The organism is Pseudomonas benzenivorans (assembly GCF_033547155.1).
Lineage (GTDB): Bacteria > Pseudomonadota > Gammaproteobacteria > Pseudomonadales > Pseudomonadaceae > Aquipseudomonas > Aquipseudomonas benzenivorans_B.
Window position 1 is genome coordinate 1,860,370 of record NZ_CP137892.1, and the last position, 25,142, is coordinate 1,885,511.

Below are 25,142 nucleotides of genomic sequence, written 5' to 3' on the forward strand. Positions count from 1 at the left end.
CAAAAGCCGGGGTTACCACGCCCTTGCGGTGAGTGCACTCTCCCGCCGTTGGGTGCACAGCGAACATTGCTGCCACCTGCCGGGAGCTGTGTCAATGTGCAAGGCGCAGAGACCATGAGGTGGGTCACAAAGTTCCCGTCTTTCTGTCAGTGACTGCAAGTTGATTGTCAAGACTTGTAATGTCGTATTTCGCAGGCACAATGCCGCCAAATCTCTGCTGGTGGGATAGGTGAAAACCCGTTATGCCGCGTACCTCAGCGGGAGCGGCGTATGGTTGAAATGGACAACAACTGTTGCCCCCCGACCGGCGCATCCGTGGCACCTATTTGAAAGATGGATCTTGGCCGTGAACGCAATCTCCTCTGTTGTGCAACAACCCGCTAACGACGAAGTCGACCTGGCCGCGTTATTTCACTCACTCTGGGAACAGAAGCGATTGATCGCACTGGTAACCGCGCTGATCAGTATGATGGCAGCGGCCTATGCCTTCCTGGCTACCCCCGAATACGAAGTGCAAAGCGTTCTGCGCCCCGCGGCGATCAAGGATCTCGATGCACTGAGCCGCACCGGCGTTTACAAGCTTACGCCTGAGCAGGCCATGCAGCGTGTGGGGGCTACATTGGAGTCTTACGACACTCGACTGGAGTTCTTTCGTGCCAACCAGGGCCTGTTTGAGGCATTGCGCCAACCCAATCGCAGCCTCGAGCAAACCTTCGAGCGCTTCAACCAAGAAGCTTTCAAAATGCTCCTGCCTGACTCGAAGAAAGCCGGCAACCTGAGTTCTTTTGTCGGTATTCAGTTGACCTATCCACAGGACGTTGATGGTGTTGCTTTGCTCAATGGCCTGGTTGAGTATTCCTTACAGGTTGAGCGCGAACGTATCGCCGCTGACTTAGCAGTAGTGATCCAGAATCGCCTCAATCAACTCGATGCGCAGATGGCAGCAGCTCGCGCAAGCTACGAAGCCAGCAAAGAGGCCAAGATCGCCAAGTTGTTGGAAGCCGACAACCTCAAGCGTGCCGACCTGCAAGACGAACTCAAGGCCTTGCGTCAACAGCTCAAAGCTCAGCGTGACAACCGCGTAGCCCAACTGGATGAAGCCATACGCATTGCCAAGGCGCTGGGTATCAGCAAGCCTGCTACGCCGTCCTCATTGGGCGAGGGTGAGCGGATGGCGCAAGGTAATGTGATCCGTACTGAGGTCAATAACCAGCAGATACCGCTGTACTTCATGGGCCGCGAAGCGCTGGAAGCCGAACGCAATGCTTTACTGCAGCGGCGTTCCGATGACTTCACCGCGCCGCGTATCGCGCAAATCGCCAAGGAGCTACGTTTGTTGGCGAACAACCGGCAGATTGAAGTGCTCAACAAGCGCGAAAACGAAGACCTGTTTCTCAAGGACTTGGCCACCTGGCGTGGGGAAGCTGCACGTTTGCGTAATCTTAATGTTGATGTTTCCAGTCTGAAATTGGTGTCCATCGATCAGGTAGCTCTGGAACCCTTGCACCCGATCAAACCCAAAAAAGCATTGATCCTGACCCTTGGGCTGGTGCTTGGCGGTATGCTCGGCCTGTTTATCGCTCTGCTGGGCAATATGCTACGCCGTAAACCCGAAACACTTGCCCTTGCGCACACGGCTTAAAAACCGGTGCATTAGCTGTAGGAACCAGCTTGCTGTAGGGTGCGCTCCGCCCACTAAAACCCAAGCGATGCGCGTAGCGCCCCCTCACAAGCACGGAAACAAACAGGTTCTGCATATCCGCTATTGATGCCAATATGCGGTCATAAGGAAGGAAAGCCCCGGCACCGCTCCAACCGGCATCGTTAATGGACTAACACGGATCGACAATATGGATTACCCCGATATCCTGCATCATGGCGCCAAGGACGGCGTGACTGGCTCCTGTCACCAACTGCTGATGGACGCCCGGCACAGCCTGTTGATCGATTGTGGCCTGTTCCAGGGCGCGGAAACCTCGCCGGAAGGCAAATCCGCCGCCGATCGTCTGGCCATCGAGTTTCCCCTGGATACGATCAAAGCATTGATCGCCACCCATGTGCATATTGATCATGTCGGGCGCATTCCTTACCTGTTGGCCGCTGGCTTCAAGGGGCCGATCCTTTGCAGCGAACCCTCCGCCAAATTGTTGCCCATCGTGCTGGAAGATGCCTTCAAGCTTGGTTTCAGCCGCGATCAGAAGCAGGTCGGGCGCTACATCAAGCTGATCGAGCAGCGCATTATCGCCTTACCCTACAAGACTTGGTTCACTCTGCAAGACACCGAGAACCTGATCTGCCGGATCCGTCTGCAGCGCGCCGGGCATATCCTCGGCTCGGCCTATGTGGAGATCGACCTACGCTATCCCCAGTCCGGCGAGAAGAAACGCATCGTCTTCTCCGGCGACCTGGGTGCGCCCCATGCGCCACTGTTGCCGGCTCCCAAACCGCCGTACCGCGCCGACATCCTGGTGATCGAAAGCACCTACGGCGACCGCCTGCACGAAGACCGCCGCACCCGTCGCCAACGCCTGGAACGCGTCATCGAGCAAGCCCTGGCTGACAACGGTACCGTACTGATCCCCGCTTTCAGCATCGGCCGCACCCAGGAACTGCTTTACGAACTGGAAGACATCATCCACCGCAAGAAGCTGAATGCCGATCAGAATCACCCTCTCCCCTCCGGGAAGACGACTGCATGGATGCAGGAGGTAGGGCGAAGCAGGGGGGCCGAACCGAGGGCAGGGGGGAGGGGCAAAGTCGATAGCGACAGCAAGGTCGACATCGACTGGCCCCAACTCCCCATCATCCTCGACTCCCCCCTGGCCAGCCGTTTCACCCAGGTCTACCGCGACCTCAAGCCCTTCTGGGATAACGAAGCGCTGCAGCGCGTGAAACAGGGGCGCAACCCGCTGGGCTTTGATCAGCTGCTGACCATCGACAGCCATCAGGCGCATCTGGCCATGGTGCGCTACCTGACAGCTACCACTCGTCCGGCCATCGTCATAGCAGGGAACGGCATGTGCAGTAGCGGTCGAATTGTCAATTACCTGAAAGCCATGCTCCACGATCCTCGACATGACGTGCTCTTCATCGGTTACCAGGCGCAAGGCACGCCTGGCCGAGCCATACAGATGTATGGTGAGCGCGGTGGTTATGTCGATCTAGACGGGGAACGCTACAAGATTGGCTCAAAAATCAATACCATAGGTGGCTATTCGGCGCATGCAGACCAGAAAGGCTTGCTGGGTTTCGTCACACGCATGCGCGATTGGCCCAGCCAGGTCCGCATAGTCCATGGCGAGACCAGCGCCAAGCGCGAATTCAGCGAACGCCTTCAGACGCTCTACAGGCAGGATCGGCGGAATCTGGAGCTGTTAATACCCAGTGGGCATAACGATGCTTGACTGTAGGCCAAAGCTAGTGTTCACACGAATATGGAGAATGCAGTAAGCCGTAAACACCCGTTTTTGTTGGAGTCAGCTTGCTGGCGATCCAACAGACGCCTGACTACACATATAAATGTGGCCTCAATGGCCAAAAGTCCTTCCTATCCATCCTGATGGTTGGCTAGGTTGAAGCGAATCCGTCAGCAGGCTCACAACCGGGCCAGTTGCAAACAGGAGTGAACTGTCGGTCTGCAGATGCTGCGTCGACTTGCTTGTTATCCATATGAATGTAAGCGCTACAAATACCATCAGCATTGCAGGTACGGCCCAGGCCAAGTATCTCGTGGATTGCAAACGCCGTCAGGATGAGCGTGCAGAAGAGAGCCTGCTACGCCAAGGCTTAGCCACCGGTGCCTGCTGGGCGCTGCTGCGACTCGACATCAGCTTTATTACGCACCTGAAAAAATGCAATACCCTGGCAATGAAAGTTAAATTTGATGTGTGTGACGCTCTCAAAAACTCAATGGTAAGTTCTGGGGCAATAGAGTGCCTGGCGTCGGGCAATACGAGGTGAGTCCTAGTTGAAATTATGCAATTAGCTCTACTTTACCGACCGTTTTGGGGGGTGTAAGGGGCGGGAGATATGTGTGTTTATTTTAAATGGAGGAAGAGATGTTTAAGAGAGTCTTGGTTTGTGGCTTTTTTACTGTGCTTGCTGGGTGCGATAAGCCGGATGATAGCTCGCCGACAGGGCAGGGCTTGACAGAGGCCGAATCAAAAAATAGCTCCACGGCAGTGTACTTTCCAGGAGGAGGAATTGATTTTAATAAGAAGCCGCTTTTTGACAACAGCAGAAAAGACGAAACCGGCGCGCATATAGGTTCGATTACGTTTTCTTTCGAAGATTCGGTTGAGAAAATCTTGAAGGGAACAGATCCTGTCATGATCGCTCAAGGGTATTCAGTGAGCAGAAGCAAGAGTGATAAGTGCGATCCGTGCATGATTTATTCCAAGGGTGGAACCGATATCGCTTTTGCTTACAATGCTGTGGATCGTGAGGGAAGCGCTAAGAGTACGCGGCTTCTGATATGGTGGAAAGAAAAGAAATAAGTAGATTGTTTTGTGGTAGCGCGTCTAGTGAGTTTGTGTAAACACTGGCGCGCATCTACTTGGTGGGAGTGGTCAGGATGGTATGGATATTTGATAGTTTAATTATCTGTTGAGGTGGGCTTTATTAGCGTGCAGGCCAAGTTTAGGTGAGCACAATATCTAGGGGGCGGTGACGCTAGGCTTTTGCTTGGATGGAGTGGGTGTTTGTGTAGGGGTAGGGCGTTCGGATAAATCATTTGTGATGTTTCGATATGTCTCTATTTGATATTGATTAAGCGGTGCGCCTGATGTCGGAATTTTATTAATTGTTTAGAAACTCTTCTTTTAAGCGTTACTTCTTTAACTCGTCCTGGATGATGGCTGAGCAGTTTCTGCGTATTCTTTCAGGAGTTTTTGTCGGTATATATATAGCCCGCTATCTCGGGCCTGAAGATTTTGGTGTGCTGAGCTATGTGCTTGCCATTGCAACATTCATGATGGCCATCTCCCGCTTGGGGATGGACGCTATTCTGGTACGGGAGTTAGTGAGTACGCCAGAAAAAAGGCAGTTGTTAATGGGGACTGCCTTTTGGATGATGGTTGCTGCTGCATTAGGTTGCTATATATTGGTTGGTGCCGTGATATGGAGCACCGCTGAGCTTGTAAGTGTAAAGATTTATGCGAGCATTATCGCGGTCGGCACGATATTTACGTCTTGTTTGGTTGTGGATTTTTATTTTCAGTCACAAGTGAAGGCCAAGTACTCGGCGGCCTGTAAGTCAATTACGTTGCTCTTGATGTCAGTGGTCAAACTGTATTTGATTTTTATCCAGGCGGATTTGATATGGTTTGTTATCGCATTTTTAATGGATTATGCAGTATTGGGCATGGTGTTCATTGTTGTGGCATTCGGCGGTAGGGAGGGCGGCTTCTTAAAGTATTTCTCTTGGCCGGATGCAAAGCAGATGCTGAAGAGTGCCTGGCCATTAGTGCTGGGGGGCGTTGCTATTCAGGTATATATGCGTATTGATCAGGTCATGATCAGGAATATGCTCGGCTTGCATGAGGTGGGGGTATATTCCGCCGCCGTAAGAATCTATGAGGCTTGGGCTATCGTAACGGCGATCATTACTGTTTCGCTTCTACCTGCGATCGTTAAGCTGAAGCAAGGTAGCGAGGAAACTTATCATAAGCGTATGACACAATTGTTCAGGTTGGTTATCTGGTTGAGTGTTTTCGCTGCCATTGCAGTTGCTCTGGTAAGCGAGCAACTGATGGTTTTGGCATTTGGCGAGGAGTACCGGGAGTCTGCCCCTGTCGTAGATATCATAATGTGGACAGCGGTTTTTGCTGCTATGGGGTCTGTGTCGGCACGCTACTTTAACGTCGAAAAGATGGAAAAGAAGTTCGCGCTGAGGACGGTGTTGGCGGCAGTGCTCAATGTCGGTTTGAATTTTTTACTCATCCCTATTTACGGTATAAAAGGGGCGGCAATTGCCACCTTGAGTTGTACATTTTTTGCAAATTATATGATGGACTGGTTCGATCGTGATCTGAAATTGTTGCTCAGAATTAAGCACAGGGCAATGTTCGGCCATCCATTTAGTTGAGGTGATTATTTTTATGAAACCTGTCGTGCTACTAGACTGTACCCTGCGTGATGGTGGTTACTATAACGCTTGGGATTTTTCCCGGGAGCTGATCGAAGACTATCTCCTGGCCATGCAAAGTATCGGTACGGACTACGTCGAACTGGGGCTTCGTTCGTTTAATAGCGAAGGCTTCAAGGGTGGCTGTGCCTATACTACCGATGACTTCATCCGTAGCCTATCGATTCCGCAAGGCTTGAAGCTGGGGGTGATGATTAATGCCAGTGAAATACTCGGCACGCTGGACGGTCTGCACGCAAGGTTGCAACGTTTATTCTGCGTGGCAACGGAGTCACCGGTTACGCTCGTTCGTATTGCCTGCCATGTTCATGAGTTTGAAAAAGCGTTGCCTGCGGCGACTTGGCTAAATGAGCAGGGTTACACCGTCGGCTTCAATTTGATGCAGGTTGCTGATCGGGCACTCGAGGATATAACCCAGTTGGCGAGAAAGGCGAGTGATTATCCTTTGGATGTACTCTATTTTGCCGACTCTATGGGCAGTATGAACCCGGTGCATACCCGCCAGGTGGTGGAAGCCTTTAAAGCGGGCTGGTCGGGCCCCTTGGGCATTCACACCCATGACAATATGGGCCAGGCATTAGCGAACTCGGTGGCCGCGGTTGAGTCCGGTGTGACTTGGGTCGACGGAACTGTGACAGGTATGGGGCGTGGCCCCGGTAACGCCAAAACCGAATACCTGGTGCTCGCCCTTGAGGCTCAGCGCAGCCCTACAACCAACATCACTCCCTTGATGGGGGTGATACGCAAGCACTTCCAGCCAATGCAGGCTCACTACGGCTGGGGTAGTAACCCGTATTACTACTTGGCCGGCAAACACGGTATTCATCCCTCGTATATCCAGGAGATGCTTGGTGACAGTCGCTACAGCGAGGAAGACATACTCGCGGTAATCGATCACCTGAAGACTGAAGGAGGCAAGAAATTCAACCTGACCACGTTGGAGGCGGCACGCCACTTCTACCGTGGCGAACCGAGAGGCAGCTGGACTCCCGCAGACATGATCAAGGGGCGTGATGTCCTGATACTGGGGACTGGCCCTGGGGTGCAGGCGCACCGCCCTGCACTGGAAAGCTTCATTCGCCAGAAAATGCCTTTTGTCATCGCACTGAACACGCAAAAAAGCCTAGATGATGAACTCATCGATATTCGCGCAGCTTGCCACCCGGTACGCCTGCTGGCGGATTGTGATGAGCACGCGCGCCTGCCGCAGCCACTGGCAACCCCGGCCTCCATGTTGCCGGAAGATGTACAAGCGGCCCTGGCAGGCAAGCAACTGCTGGACTTTGGGCTGAGCGTCCAGCCAGGTGCTTTCGCCTTCCACCAAAACTTCGCCCAACTGCCGACGTCCCTGGTGATTGCCTATGCCTTGGCGATTGCTACCAGTGGCCAGGGCAGGTCGATTTACCTGGCGGGTTTCGATGGATACGGTGCAGATGATCCGCGCCGGCAAGAAGCCGACAAGATCTTTCATGCCTATCAGGCGGCGGCAGGTGCGCTACCGCTGTTGGCCATTACACCGACGCTGTACGAGCTGACCAGTACCTCCGTCTATTCACTTAATGCCTAGTTTAGAGTTCAAGTTTATGAGAACTGTCATCATCATTCCGGCGCGCTTCAAATCGTCACGGTTTCCTGGTAAACCCTTAGTGCCTCTTCTGGGCAAGCCCATGATTCTCTGGGTTGCAGAGCTCTGTGCAAAGGCACTGCCTAAACAGGATGTGTACATTGCTACCGAAGATCAGCGTATTGTCGATGTTGTAGAGGAGGCAGGGTTTAACGCGATCATGACCAGTGATAAAGCGCTGACAGGCACCGATCGCCTGGCGGAAGCCGCTGCAAAAATCGATGCGGATATCTATCTGAACGTGCAGGGCGATGAGCCGCTGCTTGATCCGAGCGATATTCTGAAGGTGCTGGAGTTCAAGAAGCGCTACCCGCAGGATGTTATCAATGGTTATTGCCCGATCGGCTCTACCGAAGATCCGCATAGCGTCAATATTCCCAAGGTCATTTTCACGGATGACCACCGCATGGTGTATATGTCACGGCTGGCGCTACCCGGCTTCAAGAGCAAGGATAATCAGCCACGAGTCTATTACAAGCAGGTCTGCATCTATGCGTTTAGTCGGGAGGATCTGCTGCGCTATGGCCAGTTTGGCCGAAAAAGCACCCTGGAACAGAGCGAAGATATCGAGATCCTGCGCTTTCTGGAATGGGGCACCTCGATTCGCATGATTGAAACGCAGCCGGGAAGCTTGGCAGTGGATGTACCCGAGGATGTTGTTGTCGTTGAAAGGGAATTGCGTAGAGTAAAGCAATGAGTATTTTAGATGTTAGCCAGTATCAGACGCTGGTTTTTGACTGTGATGGTGTGATTTTAAATTCCAATAGTGTTAAGACACAGGCTTTTTATAAAGCTGCGCTTCCTTATGGCGAGTCTGCCGCTCAAGCATTGGTGGCCTATCACGTTAGTAATGGAGGGGTCTCGCGTTATAAGAAGTTCGAGTTTTTTTTGCGAGATATAATTGGGTTGAGTTCCATTGATAATTCCGTAATGGCAGGGTTGCTGGAGTGCTATGCTGAAAGTGTATGGCAAGGTTTGCTGGGCTGTGAAGTGGCGGAGGGGTTGCATCAACTTCGTGAACAAAGCATTAACAGTCGCTGGCTGGTTGTGTCCGGCGGCGATCAAGAAGAGTTGCGGAGGATATTCACAGAGCGTAATCTTGAACATTTGTTTGATGGTGGAATTTTCGGAAGTCCAGATAATAAAGATGTAATATTGGAGAGGGAGTTAGAAAGGAATAATTTGGTGAGGCCAGGTGTTTTCTTTGGGGACAGTCAGTACGATTTTGAATCGGCGAAACGTTCTGGCTTAGATTTTGTCTTCATTAGCGGGTGGTCGGAGTCCGCATTTGATTTTAGTGAGGCGAATTTTCAGTTTGAGAGCCTTGGCGCTTGTGCTCAATGCTAACCAAAAATGATGTGAGTCCAAACCCACTACAAGCCCGCGCGATCTTAAGGTCTTGTGCGCGTGCACTTGTGGTTTTTTTTGTGTTTGTAGGAAGCTTGTATATCGGGCCTCATTATGTCTTAGGGGATCAGGTTCATTATAGAGGCGTTTATGAGAATCTTGCAAAGTTATCGCTTGTTGATGGGTATATTTATTACAATAGCGCCCTGGATTCGTTAGAGTTTGTGCATTTCCTTTTGTCTTGGTCGGCAAGTCGTTTTCTTGATAAAGATTTGTTTATTGCAATTGCCAATGCTTTGCTTGCATGGGTTGCTTTTGGGGTTTTTCAAAAGTGGAAAGCCTCTGTTTTAATCGCCGCGCTTCTTGTGCTAACCAATTATTATTTAATTGCTATGTATTTCTCGGCGGAAAGGCTTAAGTTTGGATTTGTGTTTTTGGGGTTGTCATTTTTATATATCGAAAAAGTAAAGCATTTTTATGTTTTTTCATTTATTGCGCTGGTTACGCATGCGCAGACTTTGATTGTTTATTTTTCGTTGTTCTTCAGGGTTCTATTTTCCCAATTAAGCAAGGTTGTTTCGAGTGGGAAAATTTCAAAAATGTTTTTAGCTGTAATGGTATTGCTGTTGGTGCCGGTTGCGCTTATGTCGGGGCAGTTGATATCAAAATTCAATTCTTATTATGACGGCCTTCGTGGTGTGAGTGAACTGGCTAGAATTTTTGTATTCTTGATCTTGGCGCTGTATTATGCGCGGAAGAAGGTGGAAGTTTTGCTTGTTTTTATACCGTTAGTATTTACGGTTATTCTGGTTGGGGGGGATCGAGTGAATGTGTTGGCGTATTTTGTATTTTTGTATTATGCGCTGCCAGTGAATAAGGGGTTCAATATAGGTGTTTTATTGACGGGTTTGTATTTTGCATTTGGATCGTTTGAGTATGTTTCGAATATATTCGAGTATGGAAAAAATAGGCCTTAGATAACGGTTTGCATGTTGCTTGGTAGGTGTGTTTTTGAAGCGAATAATTAAATATATGCCCTCAGGGGAGTTCCTCGCGCCGGATGGTGCTGGTCGTGAGTTAGGGACTAATTACTCCAAATCTTTCGTTGAGCAAGTCGATAAGGCTGCAGATAGTGTGGTTTGGTCTTCCGACTATATTAACGAAGTCTTCATGCACTTCTACTTGAGGGTGCTCGAGATTGCTTCGCTGTTTAGGGCGGGCGATAGTGGGCGAATTGTGCTTGATAGTTACAAGGGCGAGTGGCCAATTGTTGTGGCGGCGGCAAAGAAGGAAGGTCTTCACATAGGTTTTCTTGATCAGGCCTATTTCTATCTTTCAGGGGCTCTGCTTCATATCGTATCTTTTTTTGCAGTTGTGCTTAGCGTGCTTATTCTTCCAGTGCTGGCATTGGTTACCAGAAAAAGAAGGCCGGTTAAGGTCGCGCCTGAGTTTTCAGTTATCCGTAGCCCTGCAGCCTTTGACAAAATGCGTTTTTTGAGTGACTCAGGGAAAGTGGAGTTCTATTATGACGATCTTCTTCAGAAGGAATCCACGGCGGCATCGCTGTACGGCTTCGGGACATTGAGTGAAAGAGTGCGCTCTCTGCTGATCGTGCCGATTCTGGCGTTTCGTGATTACTTCAGGGTGGCGAATGATTCTCGACGGTTACTGGGCTGGGTGGGCAGCGGCTTTGTTCTGTATTATTTTTCGAAGCGAATCGCTCATAAATGCTCCTTCGAGTATTACCTGCGTTTGCTGATTAAACAAAGCGGTGTCGATACGTATTACACCGGAAACAAGGAGGATCGCTTCGCGATTCTTGAGAAGCGCTTGTGCAAGGAATATGCAGTGCGCTGCGTATGCGTGCCGCACGGTATTGAATATGCATTTAAAACCCCGGCGGGCTTGGTGGGCGATGTCTTCTATTGCACCACCGAGCACGCGCGCCAGCATTTGTCTAACTTGTATGCTGGGGCACAGGCGTTTGTTTATGACGAGGTTGTTGCGCGGCAAATGTTTTCACGCCATCAGGTGGTTGTGCCGGCCCAAGGGATAGTTTTTTTTCCTGAGTCCAGGGGGGCTGACGTAAACCTGTCGATACTAGGTCATTTGCTTGGTTTAGGTTATGACATCGCCGTCAAGCTTCATCCTAAGGATGACGTGGGCAATTACAAGCAGTATGCAGGGCAAGTAACATTCGTCAGTGATTTCAATTCTTCAATATCGAATAAAATTTGTTTGGCTAGAAAATCCACGGTGTTGGTGGAAGCAATTTATAATAACTCCACACCCATAGCGATATTGACGGATCCGCGCGACAGGGGATACGTCGAGCATATGCTGCCTTCGTTGACGGATGATCAGATAAAGCGAGTCTACTCCTTCGAGGAGTTGGCTTGCGTACTTGGTAATTTGCAGGCGTCAGCTTAGTAAAATATACATGATTTAGTTTGGTGAGGGCGTTTATATGTTCAAAGGTAAAAAGCTACTCATAACCGGTGGAACGGGTTCGTTCGGTAACGCGGTGCTTAAGCGATTTTTGAATACTGATATCGATGAAATTCGCATTTTCAGCCGTGATGAAAAGAAGCAAGACGACATGCGTAAGCGCTACGCCAACTCAAAGCTGAAGTTCTATATCGGTGATGTGCGGGACTACCGGGGCGCCTTGAATGCAACCCGGGGCGTTGACTATATATTCCATGCCGCTGCGTTGAAACAGGTGCCGTCTTGCGAGTTTCACCCGATGGAGGCAGTCAAGACCAATGTGATCGGCACTGAAAACGTGTTGGAGGCAGCGATCCAGAATGGGGTCAAGCGCGTTGTCTGCTTGAGTACTGACAAAGCGGTTTATCCGATCAACGCCATGGGCATTTCCAAAGCTATGATGGAAAAGGTCATGGTCGCCAAGTCGCGCAATGCCGACGATGACAAGACGGTCATTTGCGGTACTCGTTACGGTAACGTCATGGCTTCACGTGGTTCGGTGATCCCGTTGTTTATCGAGCAGATCCGCGCCGGCAAGCCGTTGACGTTGACCGACCCGAACATGACGCGCTTCATGATGACCCTGGCCGATGCTGTTGATCTGGTGCTGTATGCCTTCGAGCATGGCAACAACGGCGATCTGTTTGTGCAGAAGGCACCGGCCGCCACGGTGGAAACCTTGGCGAAGGCGCTGACACAGATGCTCGACAAACCCGAGCATCCGATCCAGGTGATCGGCACTCGTCATGGTGAGAAGCTGTACGAGGCACTACTAAGCCGTGAGGAAATGGCTTGTGCCGAAGACATGGGCGACTACTATCGAGTACCGCCGGATTTGCGCGATCTCAACTACGCCAAGTTCGTCGAGCAGGGCGAAGAGAAGATTTCTCACACGCAAGACTATAACTCGCACAACACCGAGCGGCTGGATGTCGAAGGAATGCAGCGCCTGCTGCTCAAGCTGGATTTCATGCGTGCCATCCAGCGTGGCGAGCACGCTACGCCGGAGGAATGATCGATGAAAGTGCTGATCACCGGTGCCAACGGTTTCATCGGTCGTAACCTTGTCGCACACCTGGGGGAGCGGCAGGATGTCGAGATGCTGTGCTTTACCCGGAGTGATTCTCTGGCCGAGCTGCCCGGGCTCGTGGCGCAGGTCGACTTTGTGTTTCACCTGGCAGGCGTCAATCGGCCGAAGGATCCCCAGGAGTTTCAAAGCGGCAACGCCGACCTGACACTCAGCTTGTGCGAGGCGATCGAAGGCAGCGGGCGACCCATTCCTCTGCTGTACACCTCATCCAGCCAAGCGGAGTTGGACAACGCCTATGGCAGTAGCAAGCGAAGCGCGGAGCAGGCGTTGCTTAACCTAGCTAGTAGGAATGGCTCCGCTGTGCATCTTTTCCGTCTGCCCAACGTGTTCGGCAAGTGGGCCCGGCCGAACTACAACTCGGCGGTGGCGACCTTCTGCCACAACATCGCTCGCGATCTGCCTATCCAGATCAACGATCCGCTAGCGTGCATCACGCTGGTTTATATCGATGATGTGATTGCCCATTTCATTGCGGTAATGGAAGGCCGACTGGCAGGTGTCCCCTTTGTCACGGTCGATCCGCAGTACAGCATCACGGTTGGTGAACTGGCAGAACAGCTGCGCACCTTCCGCGACAGCCGTGGCACCTTGATTACCGAGGCGGTCGGCACTGGCTTGGTGCGTGCTTTGTACTCCACCTACCTCAGTTATTTGCCGCCTGAGCGCTTCACTTACGAGGTGCCGAAATATGGCGATCCGCGCGGTGTGTTCGTTGAAATGCTGAAGACCCGCGATTCGGGTCAGTTTTCCTTTTTCACTGCACATCCGGGCATTACCCGCGGTGGCCATTACCACCACTCCAAGACCGAGAAGTTCCTGGTCATCAAGGGCAAGGCATGCTTCCGTTTCCGTCATATCGTCACTGGTGAATTCCATGAACTGTTCACCACGGGAGAGCAGCCAGAAATTGTCGAGACTGTACCCGGTTGGACCCATGACATCACCAATGTCGGTGACGAAGAAATGATCGTGATGCTTTGGGCCAACGAGATTTTCGATCGCGAACACCCGGATACCTATGCGCGCCCCGTCGGTACCGAGGCATGAACGCACCCTTGAAGAGAGTCGCAATGAAGAAGCTAAAAGTCGTCACCGTAGTGGGTACCCGCCCGGAAATTATCCGTCTGTCACGCGTTATGGCCAAACTGGACCAGTACTGCGAGCATGTACTGGTCCACACCGGGCAGAATTATGATTACGAACTGAACGAGATATTCTTCCAGGATCTCGGTATCCGGAAACCGGATCATTTTCTCAACGCCGCGGGCACGACAGGTGCTGAAACCATCGGTAACGTGATTATCGCCGTGGATCGCGTACTGGCAGAAGTGCAGCCGGAAGCCTTGCTGGTGCTGGGGGATACCAATAGCTGCATGGCGGTGATTCCAGCCAAGCGACGCAAGATTCCGACTTTCCACATGGAGGCAGGAAATCGTTGCTTCGACATGCGTGTACCGGAAGAAATCAACCGCCGAATCGTCGACCACACTGCCGATATCAACCTGACATACAGCACCATCGCCCGCGATTACCTGTTACGCGAAGGGTTGCCGCCGGACATGGTGATCAAGACCGGAAGCCCGATGTTCGAGGTGCTCAATCATTACCGTGACGGCATCGAGGCTTCGGACGTACTGGAACGCTTGGGGTTAGAGGCAGGGAAGTTTTTCGTGGTCAGTGCGCATCGCGAAGAAAATGTCGATTCCGACAAGAACTTTAGCAAGCTGGTCAAGGTCCTGAATACAGTGGCGGAGCAGTATGCATTTCCTGTAATCGTCTCGACTCATCCTCGTACCTTGAAGCGAGTCAATGCGATGGGCGCTCAGTTCCATGCCCAGGTCCGCCTGCTCAAGCCCCTGGGCTTCAAGGATTACAACAAGCTTCAAATGACCGCAAAAGCCGTTCTGTCTGATAGTGGCACTATCTCGGAAGAGTCTTCAATCCTGAATTTTCCTGCCTTGAACATTCGTGAGGCACATGAAAGGCCGGAGGGAATGGAGGAGGCATCGGTCATGATGGTCGGGCTTGAGGTTGAGCGCGTTCTACAGGCCCTCAGTGTGCTTGCAGAACAGCCTACAGGGACCCAGCGTCTACTGCGGCAAGTAGAGGATTACAGTATGCCGAATGTCGCTGAGAAAGTGGTTCGGATAATTCATAGCTATGTCGATTATGTGGGGCGGGTGGTCTGGAAGAAATTTTAAATGAAGATGCTATTTATTAGTCAATTGTTTGACCCTGAGTACTCAATAAAAGGGTTGGGCTTCCTGCAGGAGATGCAAAAGCAAGGTTTTGAAGTCGAGGTCATTACGACATTCCCAAGCTATCCAGTAGGTAAGGTTTTTCCCGGGTATAAGCTAAAGCCATGGCAGGTAGAGACACATTCGGGAATAAGGGTGATTAGGGTCTACTCTTTTATCTCTCATTCGAAGTCTAAATTTTCCAGAGCGTTGAATTATTTTTCGTTCATGGTCACTTCTTTTCTTGCCATGGCGGTGATGCGAAAGCCAGATGTTGTCTATGCATATCACCCTCAGGTGACAACGGGAATAGTGGCCTCGATATTTAAGGTACTCAGAGGGGTGCCCTTTGTGACAGACGTTCAGGATCTCTGGCCTGACGCTCTTGCGGCAACCGGCACGCAAGGAAAGGGTTTTTTGTACAGCATGATCAATAAACTTTGTAATTTCGTATATAAACAATCTGATCATGTTGTGGTGTTGTCACGAGGATACAGAGGGGCTCTGATAGATCGAGGTGTGCCGGCGGAGAAAATCAGTGTTGTTTATAATTGGCATGCCAGCGAAGGTGGGGCCGATGCGGAAGGCAATGAGCGGGTTTTGCCTTCTGGATTTGAGCATACCTTCGTCTACGCAGGCAACTTAGGGGCAGCACAATCGCTGAAGAGTGTAATTTCGGCATTCTCGCGCTGTGTGGAGAAGTCAGTCTGCTTGGCAATCATAGGTTCGGGAGTCGAGAAGGATGAGTTGGTCGCTCATGCTCAGTCTATTGGCGCGAATAACGTTTTTTTTCTTGGCTATGTCTCGCCTCAGAAAGTAATCAAGTATCTGACACAGGCTGATGTACTCGTTGTGCATTTGAAGGATGAGCCGCTGTTCAAAATTACCATACCCTCTAAAATACAGGCGTACTTGAACTCGAGGAAACCCCTCCTAATGGCGGTAGGCGGGGAGGCCAATCAGATTGTAAACGAGGCACGTGCTGGTGTATGTGCCGAGCCTGATAATATCTCGAGCATTGAACTGGCCATCGCTGAAATGCTGGACAAGAAAGATGCATGGCAAGAAATGGGTGAGAGTGGCAGGTGCTTCTACGAGACTGAAATGTCTCAGCGTAAAGGGGTTGTCAAGATTGTTTCCGCTTTGAGGCAGTTGCAATGTTGATTGGCAAATGACTCATGTAATGGGGTGTAGGAACGGTAATTTATGAAGTATAGACCGGCAGATGAGCATGATATCGCCGCTGTAACAGAGGTGCACCTAGCGGCATTCCCAGGGTTTTTCCTTACGAGCCTAGGCACTAGGTTTCTCGGTGAGATGTATAGAGGATTTTTACTGCATCCCAGCGGTATTCTCCTTGTGGCCGAGGAGGCGGGGAAGGTAATGGGGTTCGCAGCAGGTACGAGCGCGCCCGCCTCATTCTTTTCGGAGTTGCGTCGGCAGCGTTTTCTATCTTTCTTTTGTTATGCTATTCCAGCGTTGTTTCGCAATCCTAAGGTTGTTTTCAATAAGCTGCTTAAAGCGGTTTTCTACCGTGGTGATAAGCCAACTGGCTTGGAGGGGGGCGCGCTTTTGAGCAGCATCGGAGTCAGCCCGAATGTTGTGGGGAAGTCTGTTGGGCAGGAGTTGTTGACTAGGTTCGAGCATGAAGCTCTTCTGCGGGGGCAGAGCTTTGTCTATCTGACAACTGATGAGGTTGGAAACGATAGAGTTAATGCGTTCTACAGAAAGAACGGTTATGTTGTTGAGTCTCGCTTTAGTCAGCATGCGGGTCGAGCAATGTTTCGGTACGTTAAGTATATATAGCGAATGGGTCAGTGGTAAGTGAGTTGAGCAATGACAGGGCGAGAAAGGATCGACTTTTCTGATGTTCTGCGGGGTGTTGCGCCATGGTTTGTGGTGGCATCTCACTGGATCGGTATTTTCTGGTGGGGGCCGGCTCTTGTTGCTCGTATTACCGCTTCGCCATTGCTAGATGAGCCTGCACCATGGATCGCAAGCTGGTTTTCTTTGAGGTACTTTAATTTTGGCGCATTTGGCGTGGGGTTATTTTTTCTGATTTCTGGTTTGGTGATACCGCTGTCTGTAACCGCGAATAATCCGGTTGCGTTTGTGCTCGCTCGGCTCTTGCGGATATTGCCAACTTATATTGTAGGGCTCTCGATTGGGGTGTTTGCTGTTTATTGCTCCTCAATGTATTGGGCACTGCCTTTTCCAGTTGAGTGGAAAAGCTTTATCGTCAATGCTCTGCTAGTGGCAAATTTTTTCGATATTCCAAGTCTTGACTATGTGAACTGGACTTTGGCTATAGAATTAAAGTTTTATTTGCTAGCACTGTTGTTGATCGGTACTTTTCGTTCCGGTAAGTTTTGGCCGATCTTGCTAGTTTGCATGGTTGGATTGCTTTTTAATCTTTTAGCTAACCCGGCAGAGGGGGCGGGTCAGGTGCCTGTTTGGGTGAAGGCGCAGGCGAAAGATGTCATGTTCTTTCCCTTTATGTTTATTGGTAGTGTGTTCTACTTAATTCACTCGAGCAAGATGTCGTGGCGGTTAGGTGTCATCTATAGTGTGTTGCTGGTGTTGTTGTTTTGTTTGACTTGGCGGGCCTCAGCCTATGCGCCAAATTTTTATCATATAACTCTGAATTATTGTTATGCGCTTGTGGTGTTCGCAGTACTGTTTTGCTTTCGCAGTCATGTCCGTTGTAACTCTCTCTTTGGATTTTTGGCCCGTATCAGTTATCCTGTCTATGTGATTCATCCACTTTGCGGATATGTGTTCTTACGTCTGGCTTTGGCGCAAGGATGGAGCTATTACGCCGCCCTGCTGCTGGCCCTACCGATGACGTTGTTCGCCTCCTATGTTTTGCACCTGCTCGTCGAGCAACCATCAATTAGTCTTGGTCGGTTAATCGGAAGGCGCATGCGTAGGAAAGAGTGACATGATGATTTGGGTGTGGGGGCCTCTGAGCTTAAATAGTTCGCTGCTTTGGTGGTGGTTGAGATTTGCATTTTCTGACTAATGGCAATGGGCAGTAGGCCTGTCGTCAAAGTCATGGCGGTTAGGTGTGGGATGATATCAGCTGCTCATGTTGCCCGAGAGTTTCTGGGATTATACTGGGCGCGGGTCTGTTGCGTATATTGGCACTTGTTTCTAGTGTTCTGGCTTAAAGTCTTGAGGTGGTTTTCCAATTGAACGAAGAAAAATTTTTGCCATTTGCTTTGCCCGAGATTGGTGAAGAAGAAATCCAGGAGGTGGTAGCTTCGCTACGTTCCGGCTGGGTAACTACCGGGCCTAGGACTCGGCAGTTTGAGCAGGACTTTGCAGCATTTCTCGGTGGTGGCGTTGAAAGCATCGCCGTCAACTCGGCAACGGCGGGCTTGCATCTGGCTCTTGAGGCCATTGGTATTGGTCCCGGTGACGAGGTCATCCTGCCCAGCTATACCTTTACGGCCACGGCGGAAGTGGTGCGCTATCTCGGTGCCATCCCGGTGATGGTGGATGTGCTGGATCACACTTTCAATATCGACCCGCTCGCGGTGGAGGCAGCAATAACGCCGCGTACCCGTGCCATCATGCCGGTGCATTTTGCTGGCTTGAGTTGTGACATGGACGCTCTGCTTGCAATTGCCCGACGCCATGGATTGAAGGTCGTAGAGGATGCCGCTCATGCACTTCCAACTACTTGGGCTGGGCGTAAAATCGGCACGTTGGAAACTGATGTGACGGTGTTCAGCTTCTATGCCAACAAGACCATGACCACGGGCGAAGGTGGCATGGTCGTCACTCGCAACCCGGAAATTGCAAAGCGTTGTCGAGTAATGCGACTGCATGGGATTAGCCGGGACGCGTTTGACCGTTATGTGTCCAAGTCCCCAGCATGGTTCTACGAGGTTATTGCCCCTGGCTACAAGTACAATATGACTGACATGGCGGCCGCGATGGGCATTCATCAATTGCGTCGATTGGACGGCTTTCAACTTAAGCGTGAGGCTATGGCGCGAGTGTACGATAAGGCGCTCTTGGATTTGCCTGTTATCCTACCGGCGGGAGCACCGACAGGAGATCTACACGCGCGTCACCTGTATCCTGTTCGTTTGTTGCCCGAGGCTGGGATCAGCAGGGACGAATTTATTGTGAAGATGTCTGAGCAGGGTATTGGATGTTCAGTGCATTTCATTCCATTACACCTGCACCCCTATTGGCGGGATAGTTGTGATCTTGTGCCAGAGATGTTCCCGGTGGCGCAACGGCTATTCGAGCAGGAGGTCTCCATTCCTCTGTACACTCGGATGAGCGATGCCGATCAGCATCGGGTTATTGTCGCTATCCGACAGGTGTTGGCTAATGTCTAAGCGAACATTCGATTTGCTTTGCTCTTGCGGTGGACTGCTTTTACTGTCACCTGTGTTCCTGGCGGTCATGATTTGGATAAAACTGGATTCGCCAGGGCCTGTTTTTTTTAGGCAGGTGCGGGTTGGTCGTCATGGGAAGCCATTTCGTATTCATAAATTCCGTACTATGCGGGTGGATGCCGAGAGATCGGGGCGCTTGACGGTTGGGGTAGATAAGCGGGTTACCCAGGCAGGTTTTTTTCTACGGAAGTACAAACTAGATGAATTGCCGCAGTTAATTGACGTGGTGCTTGGCGAGATGAGTCTTGTTGGGCCGCGTCCAGAGGTCCAAGAGTTCATTGATTGTTATCCTCCGGATGTGCGTGAGAAGGTTTTGTCCGTGCGGCCCGGTATCACTGATTGGGCATCTATTGAAATGGTTGACGAAAATCAATTACTGGCCGGTTATGAGGACTCACGCCAAGCCTATATTGATGTTGTTCTTCCTATTAAGCAGCGCTTCTATCTCGAATATGTAGAGCGACAAAGTCTTGTTGCTGATGTTCGAATTATTTTTGCAACCATTTTAAAAGTTATATCCCGATAGAGTTTTGTGATCTTGGACTGTTGGTGGCGAAGTATTCAGGTAGGTTGTAACTCTGGCTGGATCTCATGAAGGCATGCCGGATGCACCTGCACTTTTGCAGTATCGCCTATCGCGTTGCGGCAAGTTTTTTGAGGAGGCCATCGTGTTCATGCCTGTCAGTATGCGTCCAGATGTTTTGGGCGGTATCTGTGGGTTCCCCTTGTCGTGAGTGCAATCTTTTCTGGTTGCTGCCCATCGCGCTTTGGGTCGGAGTGGGCGGGCTGGATGGTTTGACGGGCGTGCTGATCGCCTATGCACCTCTGCCGTGGCTGGCCGTGAAGTTCAAGGCTGGGGCGCTGGAGTAAGGGTCTGGACAATGGACTGGCTCGTTTGCGGTGAGCCCCGGAAGTACCTGGTTTTGCGCTTAGGGTAAGCTGCAAGCCCAGGTTGGACAGCGCCGCCGTGAATTGGCCTGCACCAACAGTCGTTCTCTGCTATGCAGCGCCTGTGCAGAAATGGCGAAAGCCGTGTGAGGATTTTTTGTGTTAAGACTTGCCGAAACACTACGCAGCCGTCTGGTTTGCCTGCCACGGCGCTATAAGCGACTGATTCAGGTCACAGTGGATGTGACATTAGTGTGGGCCGCGCTTTGGCTTGCGTTCGTCGTGCGCTTGGGGGACTCGAAAAGTATCGAGCCTTTCGCCGGACATGCCTGGCTGTTTATCGCGGCACCGCTGATAGCCGTTCCGTTGTTCGTGCGCTTTGGCATGTATCGCGCGGTGATGCGTTATTTTGGTAACGATGCGCTGCTGGCCATCGCCAAGGCGGTCACGCTGTCGGCGCTGCTCCTGGCGCTGGCGGTGTACTGGCATCAGGAGGCACCCAAGCTCATTCCGCGCTCCATGGTGTTCAATTACTGGTGGCTGAGCCTGGTGCTGATCGGTGGTTTGCGCCTGGTGATGCGCCAGTACTTCATGGGCGACTGGTTTTCGCCGGAGCAACCCAGCAGGCTCAAGGGGCGCGATACTGGATTGCCGAAGGTCGCGGTATACGGCGCGGGGGCGGCCGGCAACCAGTTGGTGGCGGCTTTGCGTATGGGCCGGGCGATGCGTCCGGTAGCCTTTATCGATGACGACGCCAATATCGCCAACCGGGTGATCGCGGGTTTGCGCGTTTACACAGCTAAGCATATCCAGCAGATGATCGATGAGACCGGTGCGGACGAAATCCTCTTGGCGATTCCTTCTGCTTCCCGCGGTCGCCGCCGCGAAATTCTCGAACTGCTCGAGGCTTTTCCCCTGCACGTGCGTAGCGTGCCCGGCTTCATGGATTTGGCCAGTGGTCGTGTCAAGGTCGAGGATATCCAAGAAGTGGACATTGCCGACCTGCTCGGCCGGGACGCCGTGCCGCCGCGCCAGGAGCTCTTCGAGCGCTGCATCCGTGGCCAGGTGGTGATGGTCTCCGGGGCGGGGGGCTCGATCGGCTCGGAACTGTGCCGGCAGATAGTAGCGAGCGCACCGACCACCCTGATTCTGTTCGAGCACAGCGAGTTTAATCTCTACTCCATCCATAGCGAGTTGGAGCAGCGGATTGCCCGCGAGTCGCTGCCGGTGCGTCTGGTGCCTATTCTCGGCTCCATCCGCAACCCGGTCAGACTGGTGGATGTCATGCGTACCTGGGCCGTTAATACCGTCTATCACGCGGCCGCCTACAAGCACGTACCGATGGTCGAGCACAATATCGCCGAGGGTGTGCTGAATAACGTGATGGGTTCGCTGCATACGGCGCAGGCGGCAGTCATGGCCGGGGTCGAGCATTTCGTGCTGATCTCCACGGACAAGGCGGTGCGCCCGACCAATGTCATGGGCAGCACCAAGCGCCTGGCCGAGATGGTGTTGCAGGCCCTGAGCGCCGAGTCGGCGCCGGTATTGGTCGGTGATGCCGAAGCGGTACACAGGGTCAACAAGACCCGATTCACCATGGTGCGTTTCGGCAATGTATTGGGCTCCTCCGGCTCGGTGATTCCGCGTTTCCATGAGCAGATCAGGCAAGGGGGGCCGGTGACCGTGACCCATCCGAATATCACCCGTTACTTCATGACCATCCCCGAGGCCGCTCAGCTGGTCATCCAGGCCGGCGCCATGGGGCAGGGCGGTGATGTGTTCGTCCTGGACATGGGCCAGCCGGTGAAGATCGTCGAGCTGGCGGAGAAGATGATTCATCTCTGTGGCCTCAGTGTGCGCTCGGAGAAGAGTCCGCACGGCGATATTGCCATCGAGTTCACCGGGCTGCGTCCCGGCGAAAAGCTCTATGAGGAACTGCTGATAGGTGACAACGTCAGCCCGACCGATCACCCGATGATCATGCGCGCCAACGAAGAGCACCTGCCCTGGGAGTCGTTCAAGAAGGTCTTGGCGGATTTGCAGGGCGCGGTCGAGCGCGACGATTACGACCGGGTGCGCCAGGTGCTGCGTGAAACCGTGAGCGGCTATGCGCCAGAAGGCGAGATAGTCGACTGGATTCACCTGAAGCGCCGCAGTAAGCCCCGCTAGGTCGAGGCGCCAGTGCCATGGGCTTAGTGCCGGGAGTCGGCCAGTTAGGGAGCGTTGACGGAGGCCCCGAGAAGTCCATTCGGGCTCTGCCGGTATGATCGCCCGCTTTGCCGCCGATGCGGTTCTCGTGGTGCACCTGCTGTTTATCCTGTTCGTGCTGCTCGGCGGCCTGCTGGTGCTGCGCTGGCGTGCTTTGGCCTGGCTGCACCTGCCGGCCGCGCTATGGGGGGCGGTGGTCGAGCTGTTCCGGCTGCAATGTCCACTGACCCCGCTGGAGAATGTCCTGCGCCGCGCCGCCGGCGAGCAGGGGTACAGCGGCAGCTTCGTCGAACAGTATCTGTTACCGCTCATCTACCCGGCTGGGCTCACGCCAGGCGTTCAGTTGCTGCTCGGTGTCCTGGTGCTGGCGGTCAACGGCGCGATCTATGGCTATCTGCTGTGGCGAGGCAAGGTCGAGCGCTAGGTTGCGACATGTCCAGCCGCCCACCCGACCAGGATCTATCCGCTTTTGCTTTGCCTTGCGCATTCAGCAGCCTGATGGTGAGTGGGGCGGGGATTGTCCTTCGCTACACTGCGGACCATCTATCACGACAGCGTAAGGCGGCCTCTGTATGCAAAAGCGCATGATGATTACCGGTGCGGGCTCGGGTTTGGGGCGTGAGATCGCCCTGCGCTGGGCCCGCGAGGGCTGGCGGCTGGCCCTGGCCGACGTCAGGGAGGGCGGTCTGGCGGAAACCCTGCAACTGGTGCGGGACGCCGGGGGCGACGGTTTCACCCGACTGTGCGACGTGCGCGACTACAGCCAGCTGACCGCCTTGGCCCAGGCCTGCGAGGCGAAGTTCGGCGGCATCGATGTGCTCGTCAACAACGCCGGGGTGGCGTCCGGGGGCTTCTTCGGCGAGCTGTCGCTGGAGGACTGGGACTGGCAGATCTCGATCAACTTGATGGGCGTGGTCAAGGGCTGCAAGGCCTTTCTGCCGCTGCTCGAGCGCAGCAAGGGCAAGATCGTCAACATCGCCTCGATGGCGGCCCTGATGCAGGGCCCGGCCATGAGCAACTACAACGTCGCCAAGGCCGGCGTGGTGGCGCTGTCGGAAAGCCTGCTGGTGGAACTACGGGCGCAGGAGATCGGTGTGCATGTGGTCTGCCCGTCCTTCTTCCAGACCAATTTGCTGGACTCCTTCCGTGGTCCGACGCCGGCGATGAAGGCCCAGGTCGGCAAGCTGCTGGAGAGCTCGCCGATCAGCGCGGCGGAGATTGCCGACTACATCTACTGTCAGGTTGCCGAGGGCGAGTTCATGATCCTGCCCCACGAGCAGGGCCGCATGGCCTGGGCGCTGAAGCAGAAGAACCCGCAGCTGCTCTACGACGAGATGGCCGGCATGGCCGAGCGGATGCGTGCCAAGGTGGCTGATCGAACGGTCAGCTAATGCCGCCCGCAGGCTTGCCTGGTGGCAGGTCCGCGGTTAGGGTGGCGGACCTCGTCTGTCGCTCGGCCCACGCCTTGGATGCTTCGTGAAACCCTTATCTGGAACCGCCCTGCTGTTGGCGCTGTTGTTGGCGGCGGTGAACCTGCGCCCCGGTATCACCTCCCTGGCCCCGCTGATCGAGCGGATCGCCGCAGACCTCGCCCTGAGCCGCGGCCTGATCAGCCTGAGCACGGCCTTGCCGGTGCTGTGCATGGGCCTGCTGGCGCCGCTGGCGCCGCGCCTGGCGCTGCGGTTGGGCCTGGAGCGCACCATCACCCTGTGCATGGCCACCATCGCCGGCGCCTTGCTGCTGCGGCTGCTCGGCGATGTCGGTGGGGTGCTGATCGCCAGTGCGGCGCTGCTCGGTAGTGGCATCGCCGTGGCCGGCCCGCTGCTCTCTGGCTTTATCAAGCGTTACTTCTTCGAGCATATGGGTCGGGTGGTGGCCTGGTACTCCCTGGGCATGGCGGTGGGCGGGGCGGCCGGCGCCGTGTTGACGGTGCCGGCCATGCACGGGCTCGGCGAGCGCTGGACCCAGGGGCTGGCGCTGTGGGCGCTGCCGGCGCTGCTGGCCATGGGCGTATGGCTGTGGGTGCCCAACCGCGCCGAGTCGGCCGGTCAGGGCGAGGCCCAGGCCGGCCTGCCCTGGGGCCAGCCGCGGGCCTGGTTGATCAGCGCATTCTTCGCGCTCCAGGCGGGGCTCTTCTATGCCCTGGCCACCTGGGTAGTGGCGCGCTATCACGAGGCCGGCCTGAGCCTGCTGCACAGTAATAGCCTGTTCAGCCTGTCGATGCTGACGGGCTTGCCCAGCTCCTTTCTGTTTCCCTGGCTGGCCCAGCGCTTCGGCAATCGTTATGGCCTGCTGCAGGCTTGCGCCCTGCTGGCCTGCGTCAGCCTGGCGATGATCAGCTTTGTGCCGACGCTACTGCCGGAGCTGTGGGCGGTGGTCATCGGCTTGGGCCTGGGCGGGGCCTTCGCCTTGTCCCTGGTCTTGCCGCTGTACGAGGCGAGCACGCCGTTGGCGGTCAGCCGCTGGACCTCGATGATGCTCTGCGCCGGTTACGGCATGGCCTCGCTGGCACCGGTCCTGACCGGTATGGCGCGCGATCTGGCCGGCGGTTACCAGCTGGCCTTCGCCGTGCTCACCGGTCTGGCGCTGTTGATGGTGCTGCTGGCCTGGTGGATGGCCAGGGGCGTAGCGCCGGCCGACACCGACGCCCCTTAAATCGGCGGACTTCCGCCGCAGTTCCTTCCTTGAGCGCCGGTGCTGT

Annotated in this window: 22 protein-coding genes; all 22 read left to right on the plus strand. The window is 53.6% G+C overall.

Features of this window, described 5'->3' with window-relative positions:
* Positions 1 to 346: 346 nt before the first annotated feature.
* The 22 genes from SBP02_RS08480 to SBP02_RS08585 all read left to right on the plus strand — a co-directional run bounded on the left by SBP02_RS08480 (position 347) and on the right by SBP02_RS08585 (position 25,096).
* Complete coding sequence (locus SBP02_RS08480; RefSeq protein WP_318645944.1) at positions 347 to 1,642, plus strand: Wzz/FepE/Etk N-terminal domain-containing protein; 1,296 nt, start codon at positions 347 to 349, stop codon at positions 1,640 to 1,642.
* A gap of 208 nt (positions 1,643 to 1,850) precedes the next feature.
* Entirely contained in the window at positions 1,851 to 3,404 is a 1,554-nt protein-coding gene (locus SBP02_RS08485) for an MBL fold metallo-hydrolase (protein ID WP_318645945.1), read from the plus strand.
* A 265-nt stretch (positions 3,405 to 3,669) separates the two neighbouring features.
* Positions 3,670 to 3,960: a hypothetical protein gene (locus SBP02_RS08490; RefSeq protein ID WP_318645946.1), complete on the plus strand. Its 291-nt coding sequence runs from the start codon at positions 3,670 to 3,672 to the stop codon at positions 3,958 to 3,960.
* Positions 3,961 to 4,058: 98 nt separating this feature from the next.
* The gene (locus tag SBP02_RS08495; RefSeq protein WP_318645947.1) at positions 4,059 to 4,496 is read left to right on the plus strand and encodes a hypothetical protein; all 438 of its coding nucleotides are present in this window, start codon (positions 4,059 to 4,061) and stop codon (positions 4,494 to 4,496) included.
* Between the two features lie 305 nt (positions 4,497 to 4,801).
* On the plus strand, positions 4,802 to 6,085 hold the full coding sequence (locus SBP02_RS08500) for a flippase (RefSeq protein ID WP_318645948.1): 1,284 nt from the start codon (positions 4,802 to 4,804) through the stop codon (positions 6,083 to 6,085).
* A gap of 13 nt (positions 6,086 to 6,098) precedes the next feature.
* Positions 6,099 to 7,712 (plus strand): aldolase catalytic domain-containing protein, encoded by a 1,614-nt coding sequence (locus SBP02_RS08505; RefSeq protein WP_318645949.1) that lies wholly within the window; start codon positions 6,099 to 6,101, stop codon positions 7,710 to 7,712.
* A 16-nt stretch (positions 7,713 to 7,728) separates the two neighbouring features.
* Positions 7,729 to 8,466, plus strand: coding sequence for a 3-deoxy-manno-octulosonate cytidylyltransferase (locus SBP02_RS08510; protein WP_318645950.1), 738 nt, complete (start codon positions 7,729 to 7,731; stop codon positions 8,464 to 8,466).
* Complete coding sequence (locus SBP02_RS08515; RefSeq protein ID WP_318645951.1) at positions 8,463 to 9,116, plus strand: HAD family hydrolase; 654 nt, start codon at positions 8,463 to 8,465, stop codon at positions 9,114 to 9,116. Before SBP02_RS08510 ends, SBP02_RS08515 begins: the two co-directional genes overlap by 4 nt.
* The gene (locus tag SBP02_RS08520; protein WP_318645952.1) at positions 9,110 to 10,093 is read left to right on the plus strand and encodes a hypothetical protein; all 984 of its coding nucleotides are present in this window, start codon (positions 9,110 to 9,112) and stop codon (positions 10,091 to 10,093) included. The genes SBP02_RS08515 and SBP02_RS08520 overlap by 7 nt, the downstream gene beginning before the upstream one ends.
* 34 nt (positions 10,094 to 10,127) lie before the next feature.
* Positions 10,128 to 11,546, plus strand: a complete 1,419-nt coding sequence (locus tag SBP02_RS08525; protein ID WP_318645953.1) for a hypothetical protein — start codon at positions 10,128 to 10,130, stop codon at positions 11,544 to 11,546.
* Between the two features lie 37 nt (positions 11,547 to 11,583).
* A complete protein-coding gene (locus SBP02_RS08530) occupies positions 11,584 to 12,618 on the plus strand; it encodes a polysaccharide biosynthesis protein (RefSeq protein ID WP_318645954.1) in 1,035 nt (344 codons plus the stop codon).
* Between the two features lie 3 nt (positions 12,619 to 12,621).
* A complete protein-coding gene (wbjC, locus tag SBP02_RS08535) occupies positions 12,622 to 13,740 on the plus strand; it encodes a UDP-2-acetamido-2,6-beta-L-arabino-hexul-4-ose reductase (RefSeq protein ID WP_318645955.1) in 1,119 nt (372 codons plus the stop codon).
* Positions 13,741 to 13,763: 23 nt separating this feature from the next.
* On the plus strand, positions 13,764 to 14,894 hold the full coding sequence (gene wecB, locus SBP02_RS08540) for a non-hydrolyzing UDP-N-acetylglucosamine 2-epimerase (protein ID WP_318645956.1): 1,131 nt from the start codon (positions 13,764 to 13,766) through the stop codon (positions 14,892 to 14,894).
* On the plus strand, positions 14,895 to 16,094 hold the full coding sequence (locus tag SBP02_RS08545) for a glycosyltransferase family 4 protein (RefSeq protein WP_318645957.1): 1,200 nt from the start codon (positions 14,895 to 14,897) through the stop codon (positions 16,092 to 16,094).
* Between the two features lie 42 nt (positions 16,095 to 16,136).
* Positions 16,137 to 16,736 carry a GNAT family N-acetyltransferase gene (locus tag SBP02_RS08550; protein ID WP_318645958.1) on the plus strand — a complete coding sequence of 200 codons (600 nt, stop codon included), beginning with the start codon at positions 16,137 to 16,139 and terminating at the stop codon, positions 16,734 to 16,736.
* Between the two features lie 30 nt (positions 16,737 to 16,766).
* Entirely contained in the window at positions 16,767 to 17,870 is a 1,104-nt protein-coding gene (locus tag SBP02_RS08555) for an acyltransferase family protein (protein ID WP_318645959.1), read from the plus strand.
* 251 nt (positions 17,871 to 18,121) lie between these two features.
* On the plus strand, positions 18,122 to 19,285 hold the full coding sequence (locus tag SBP02_RS08560) for a DegT/DnrJ/EryC1/StrS family aminotransferase (protein ID WP_318645960.1): 1,164 nt from the start codon (positions 18,122 to 18,124) through the stop codon (positions 19,283 to 19,285).
* Entirely contained in the window at positions 19,278 to 19,871 is a 594-nt protein-coding gene (locus SBP02_RS08565) for a sugar transferase (protein ID WP_318645961.1), read from the plus strand. The genes SBP02_RS08560 and SBP02_RS08565 overlap by 8 nt, the downstream gene beginning before the upstream one ends.
* A gap of 521 nt (positions 19,872 to 20,392) precedes the next feature.
* On the plus strand, positions 20,393 to 22,402 hold the full coding sequence (locus SBP02_RS08570; RefSeq protein ID WP_318645962.1) for a polysaccharide biosynthesis protein: 2,010 nt from the start codon (positions 20,393 to 20,395) through the stop codon (positions 22,400 to 22,402).
* Positions 22,403 to 22,496: 94 nt separating this feature from the next.
* Entirely contained in the window at positions 22,497 to 22,865 is a 369-nt protein-coding gene (locus tag SBP02_RS08575; protein WP_318645963.1) for a DUF2784 domain-containing protein, read from the plus strand.
* Between the two features lie 148 nt (positions 22,866 to 23,013).
* A complete protein-coding gene (locus tag SBP02_RS08580; protein WP_318645964.1) occupies positions 23,014 to 23,832 on the plus strand; it encodes an SDR family oxidoreductase in 819 nt (272 codons plus the stop codon).
* A gap of 85 nt (positions 23,833 to 23,917) precedes the next feature.
* Positions 23,918 to 25,096: an MFS transporter gene (locus SBP02_RS08585; RefSeq protein WP_318645965.1), complete on the plus strand. Its 1,179-nt coding sequence runs from the start codon at positions 23,918 to 23,920 to the stop codon at positions 25,094 to 25,096.
* Positions 25,097 to 25,142: the final 46 nt, after the last annotated feature.

Coding starts and splice junctions, on each gene's coding strand:
- SBP02_RS08485 (WP_318645945.1), top strand. CDS start 1,851: ATGGATTACCCCGATATCCTGCATCATGGCGCCAAGGACGGCGTGACT.
- SBP02_RS08490 (WP_318645946.1), top strand. CDS start 3,670: ATGAATGTAAGCGCTACAAATACCATCAGCATTGCAGGTACGGCCCAG.
- SBP02_RS08495 (WP_318645947.1), top strand. CDS start 4,059: ATGTTTAAGAGAGTCTTGGTTTGTGGCTTTTTTACTGTGCTTGCTGGG.
- SBP02_RS08505 (WP_318645949.1), top strand. CDS start 6,099: ATGAAACCTGTCGTGCTACTAGACTGTACCCTGCGTGATGGTGGTTAC.
- SBP02_RS08510 (WP_318645950.1), top strand. CDS start 7,729: ATGAGAACTGTCATCATCATTCCGGCGCGCTTCAAATCGTCACGGTTT.
- SBP02_RS08515 (WP_318645951.1), top strand. CDS start 8,463: ATGAGTATTTTAGATGTTAGCCAGTATCAGACGCTGGTTTTTGACTGT.
- SBP02_RS08520 (WP_318645952.1), top strand. CDS start 9,110: ATGCTAACCAAAAATGATGTGAGTCCAAACCCACTACAAGCCCGCGCG.
- SBP02_RS08530 (WP_318645954.1), top strand. CDS start 11,584: ATGTTCAAAGGTAAAAAGCTACTCATAACCGGTGGAACGGGTTCGTTC.
- wbjC (WP_318645955.1), top strand. CDS start 12,622: ATGAAAGTGCTGATCACCGGTGCCAACGGTTTCATCGGTCGTAACCTT.
- wecB (WP_318645956.1), top strand. CDS start 13,764: ATGAAGAAGCTAAAAGTCGTCACCGTAGTGGGTACCCGCCCGGAAATT.
- SBP02_RS08545 (WP_318645957.1), top strand. CDS start 14,895: ATGAAGATGCTATTTATTAGTCAATTGTTTGACCCTGAGTACTCAATA.
- SBP02_RS08550 (WP_318645958.1), top strand. CDS start 16,137: ATGAAGTATAGACCGGCAGATGAGCATGATATCGCCGCTGTAACAGAG.
- SBP02_RS08555 (WP_318645959.1), top strand. CDS start 16,767: ATGACAGGGCGAGAAAGGATCGACTTTTCTGATGTTCTGCGGGGTGTT.
- SBP02_RS08565 (WP_318645961.1), top strand. CDS start 19,278: ATGTCTAAGCGAACATTCGATTTGCTTTGCTCTTGCGGTGGACTGCTT.
- SBP02_RS08575 (WP_318645963.1), top strand. CDS start 22,497: ATGATCGCCCGCTTTGCCGCCGATGCGGTTCTCGTGGTGCACCTGCTG.
- SBP02_RS08580 (WP_318645964.1), top strand. CDS start 23,014: ATGCAAAAGCGCATGATGATTACCGGTGCGGGCTCGGGTTTGGGGCGT.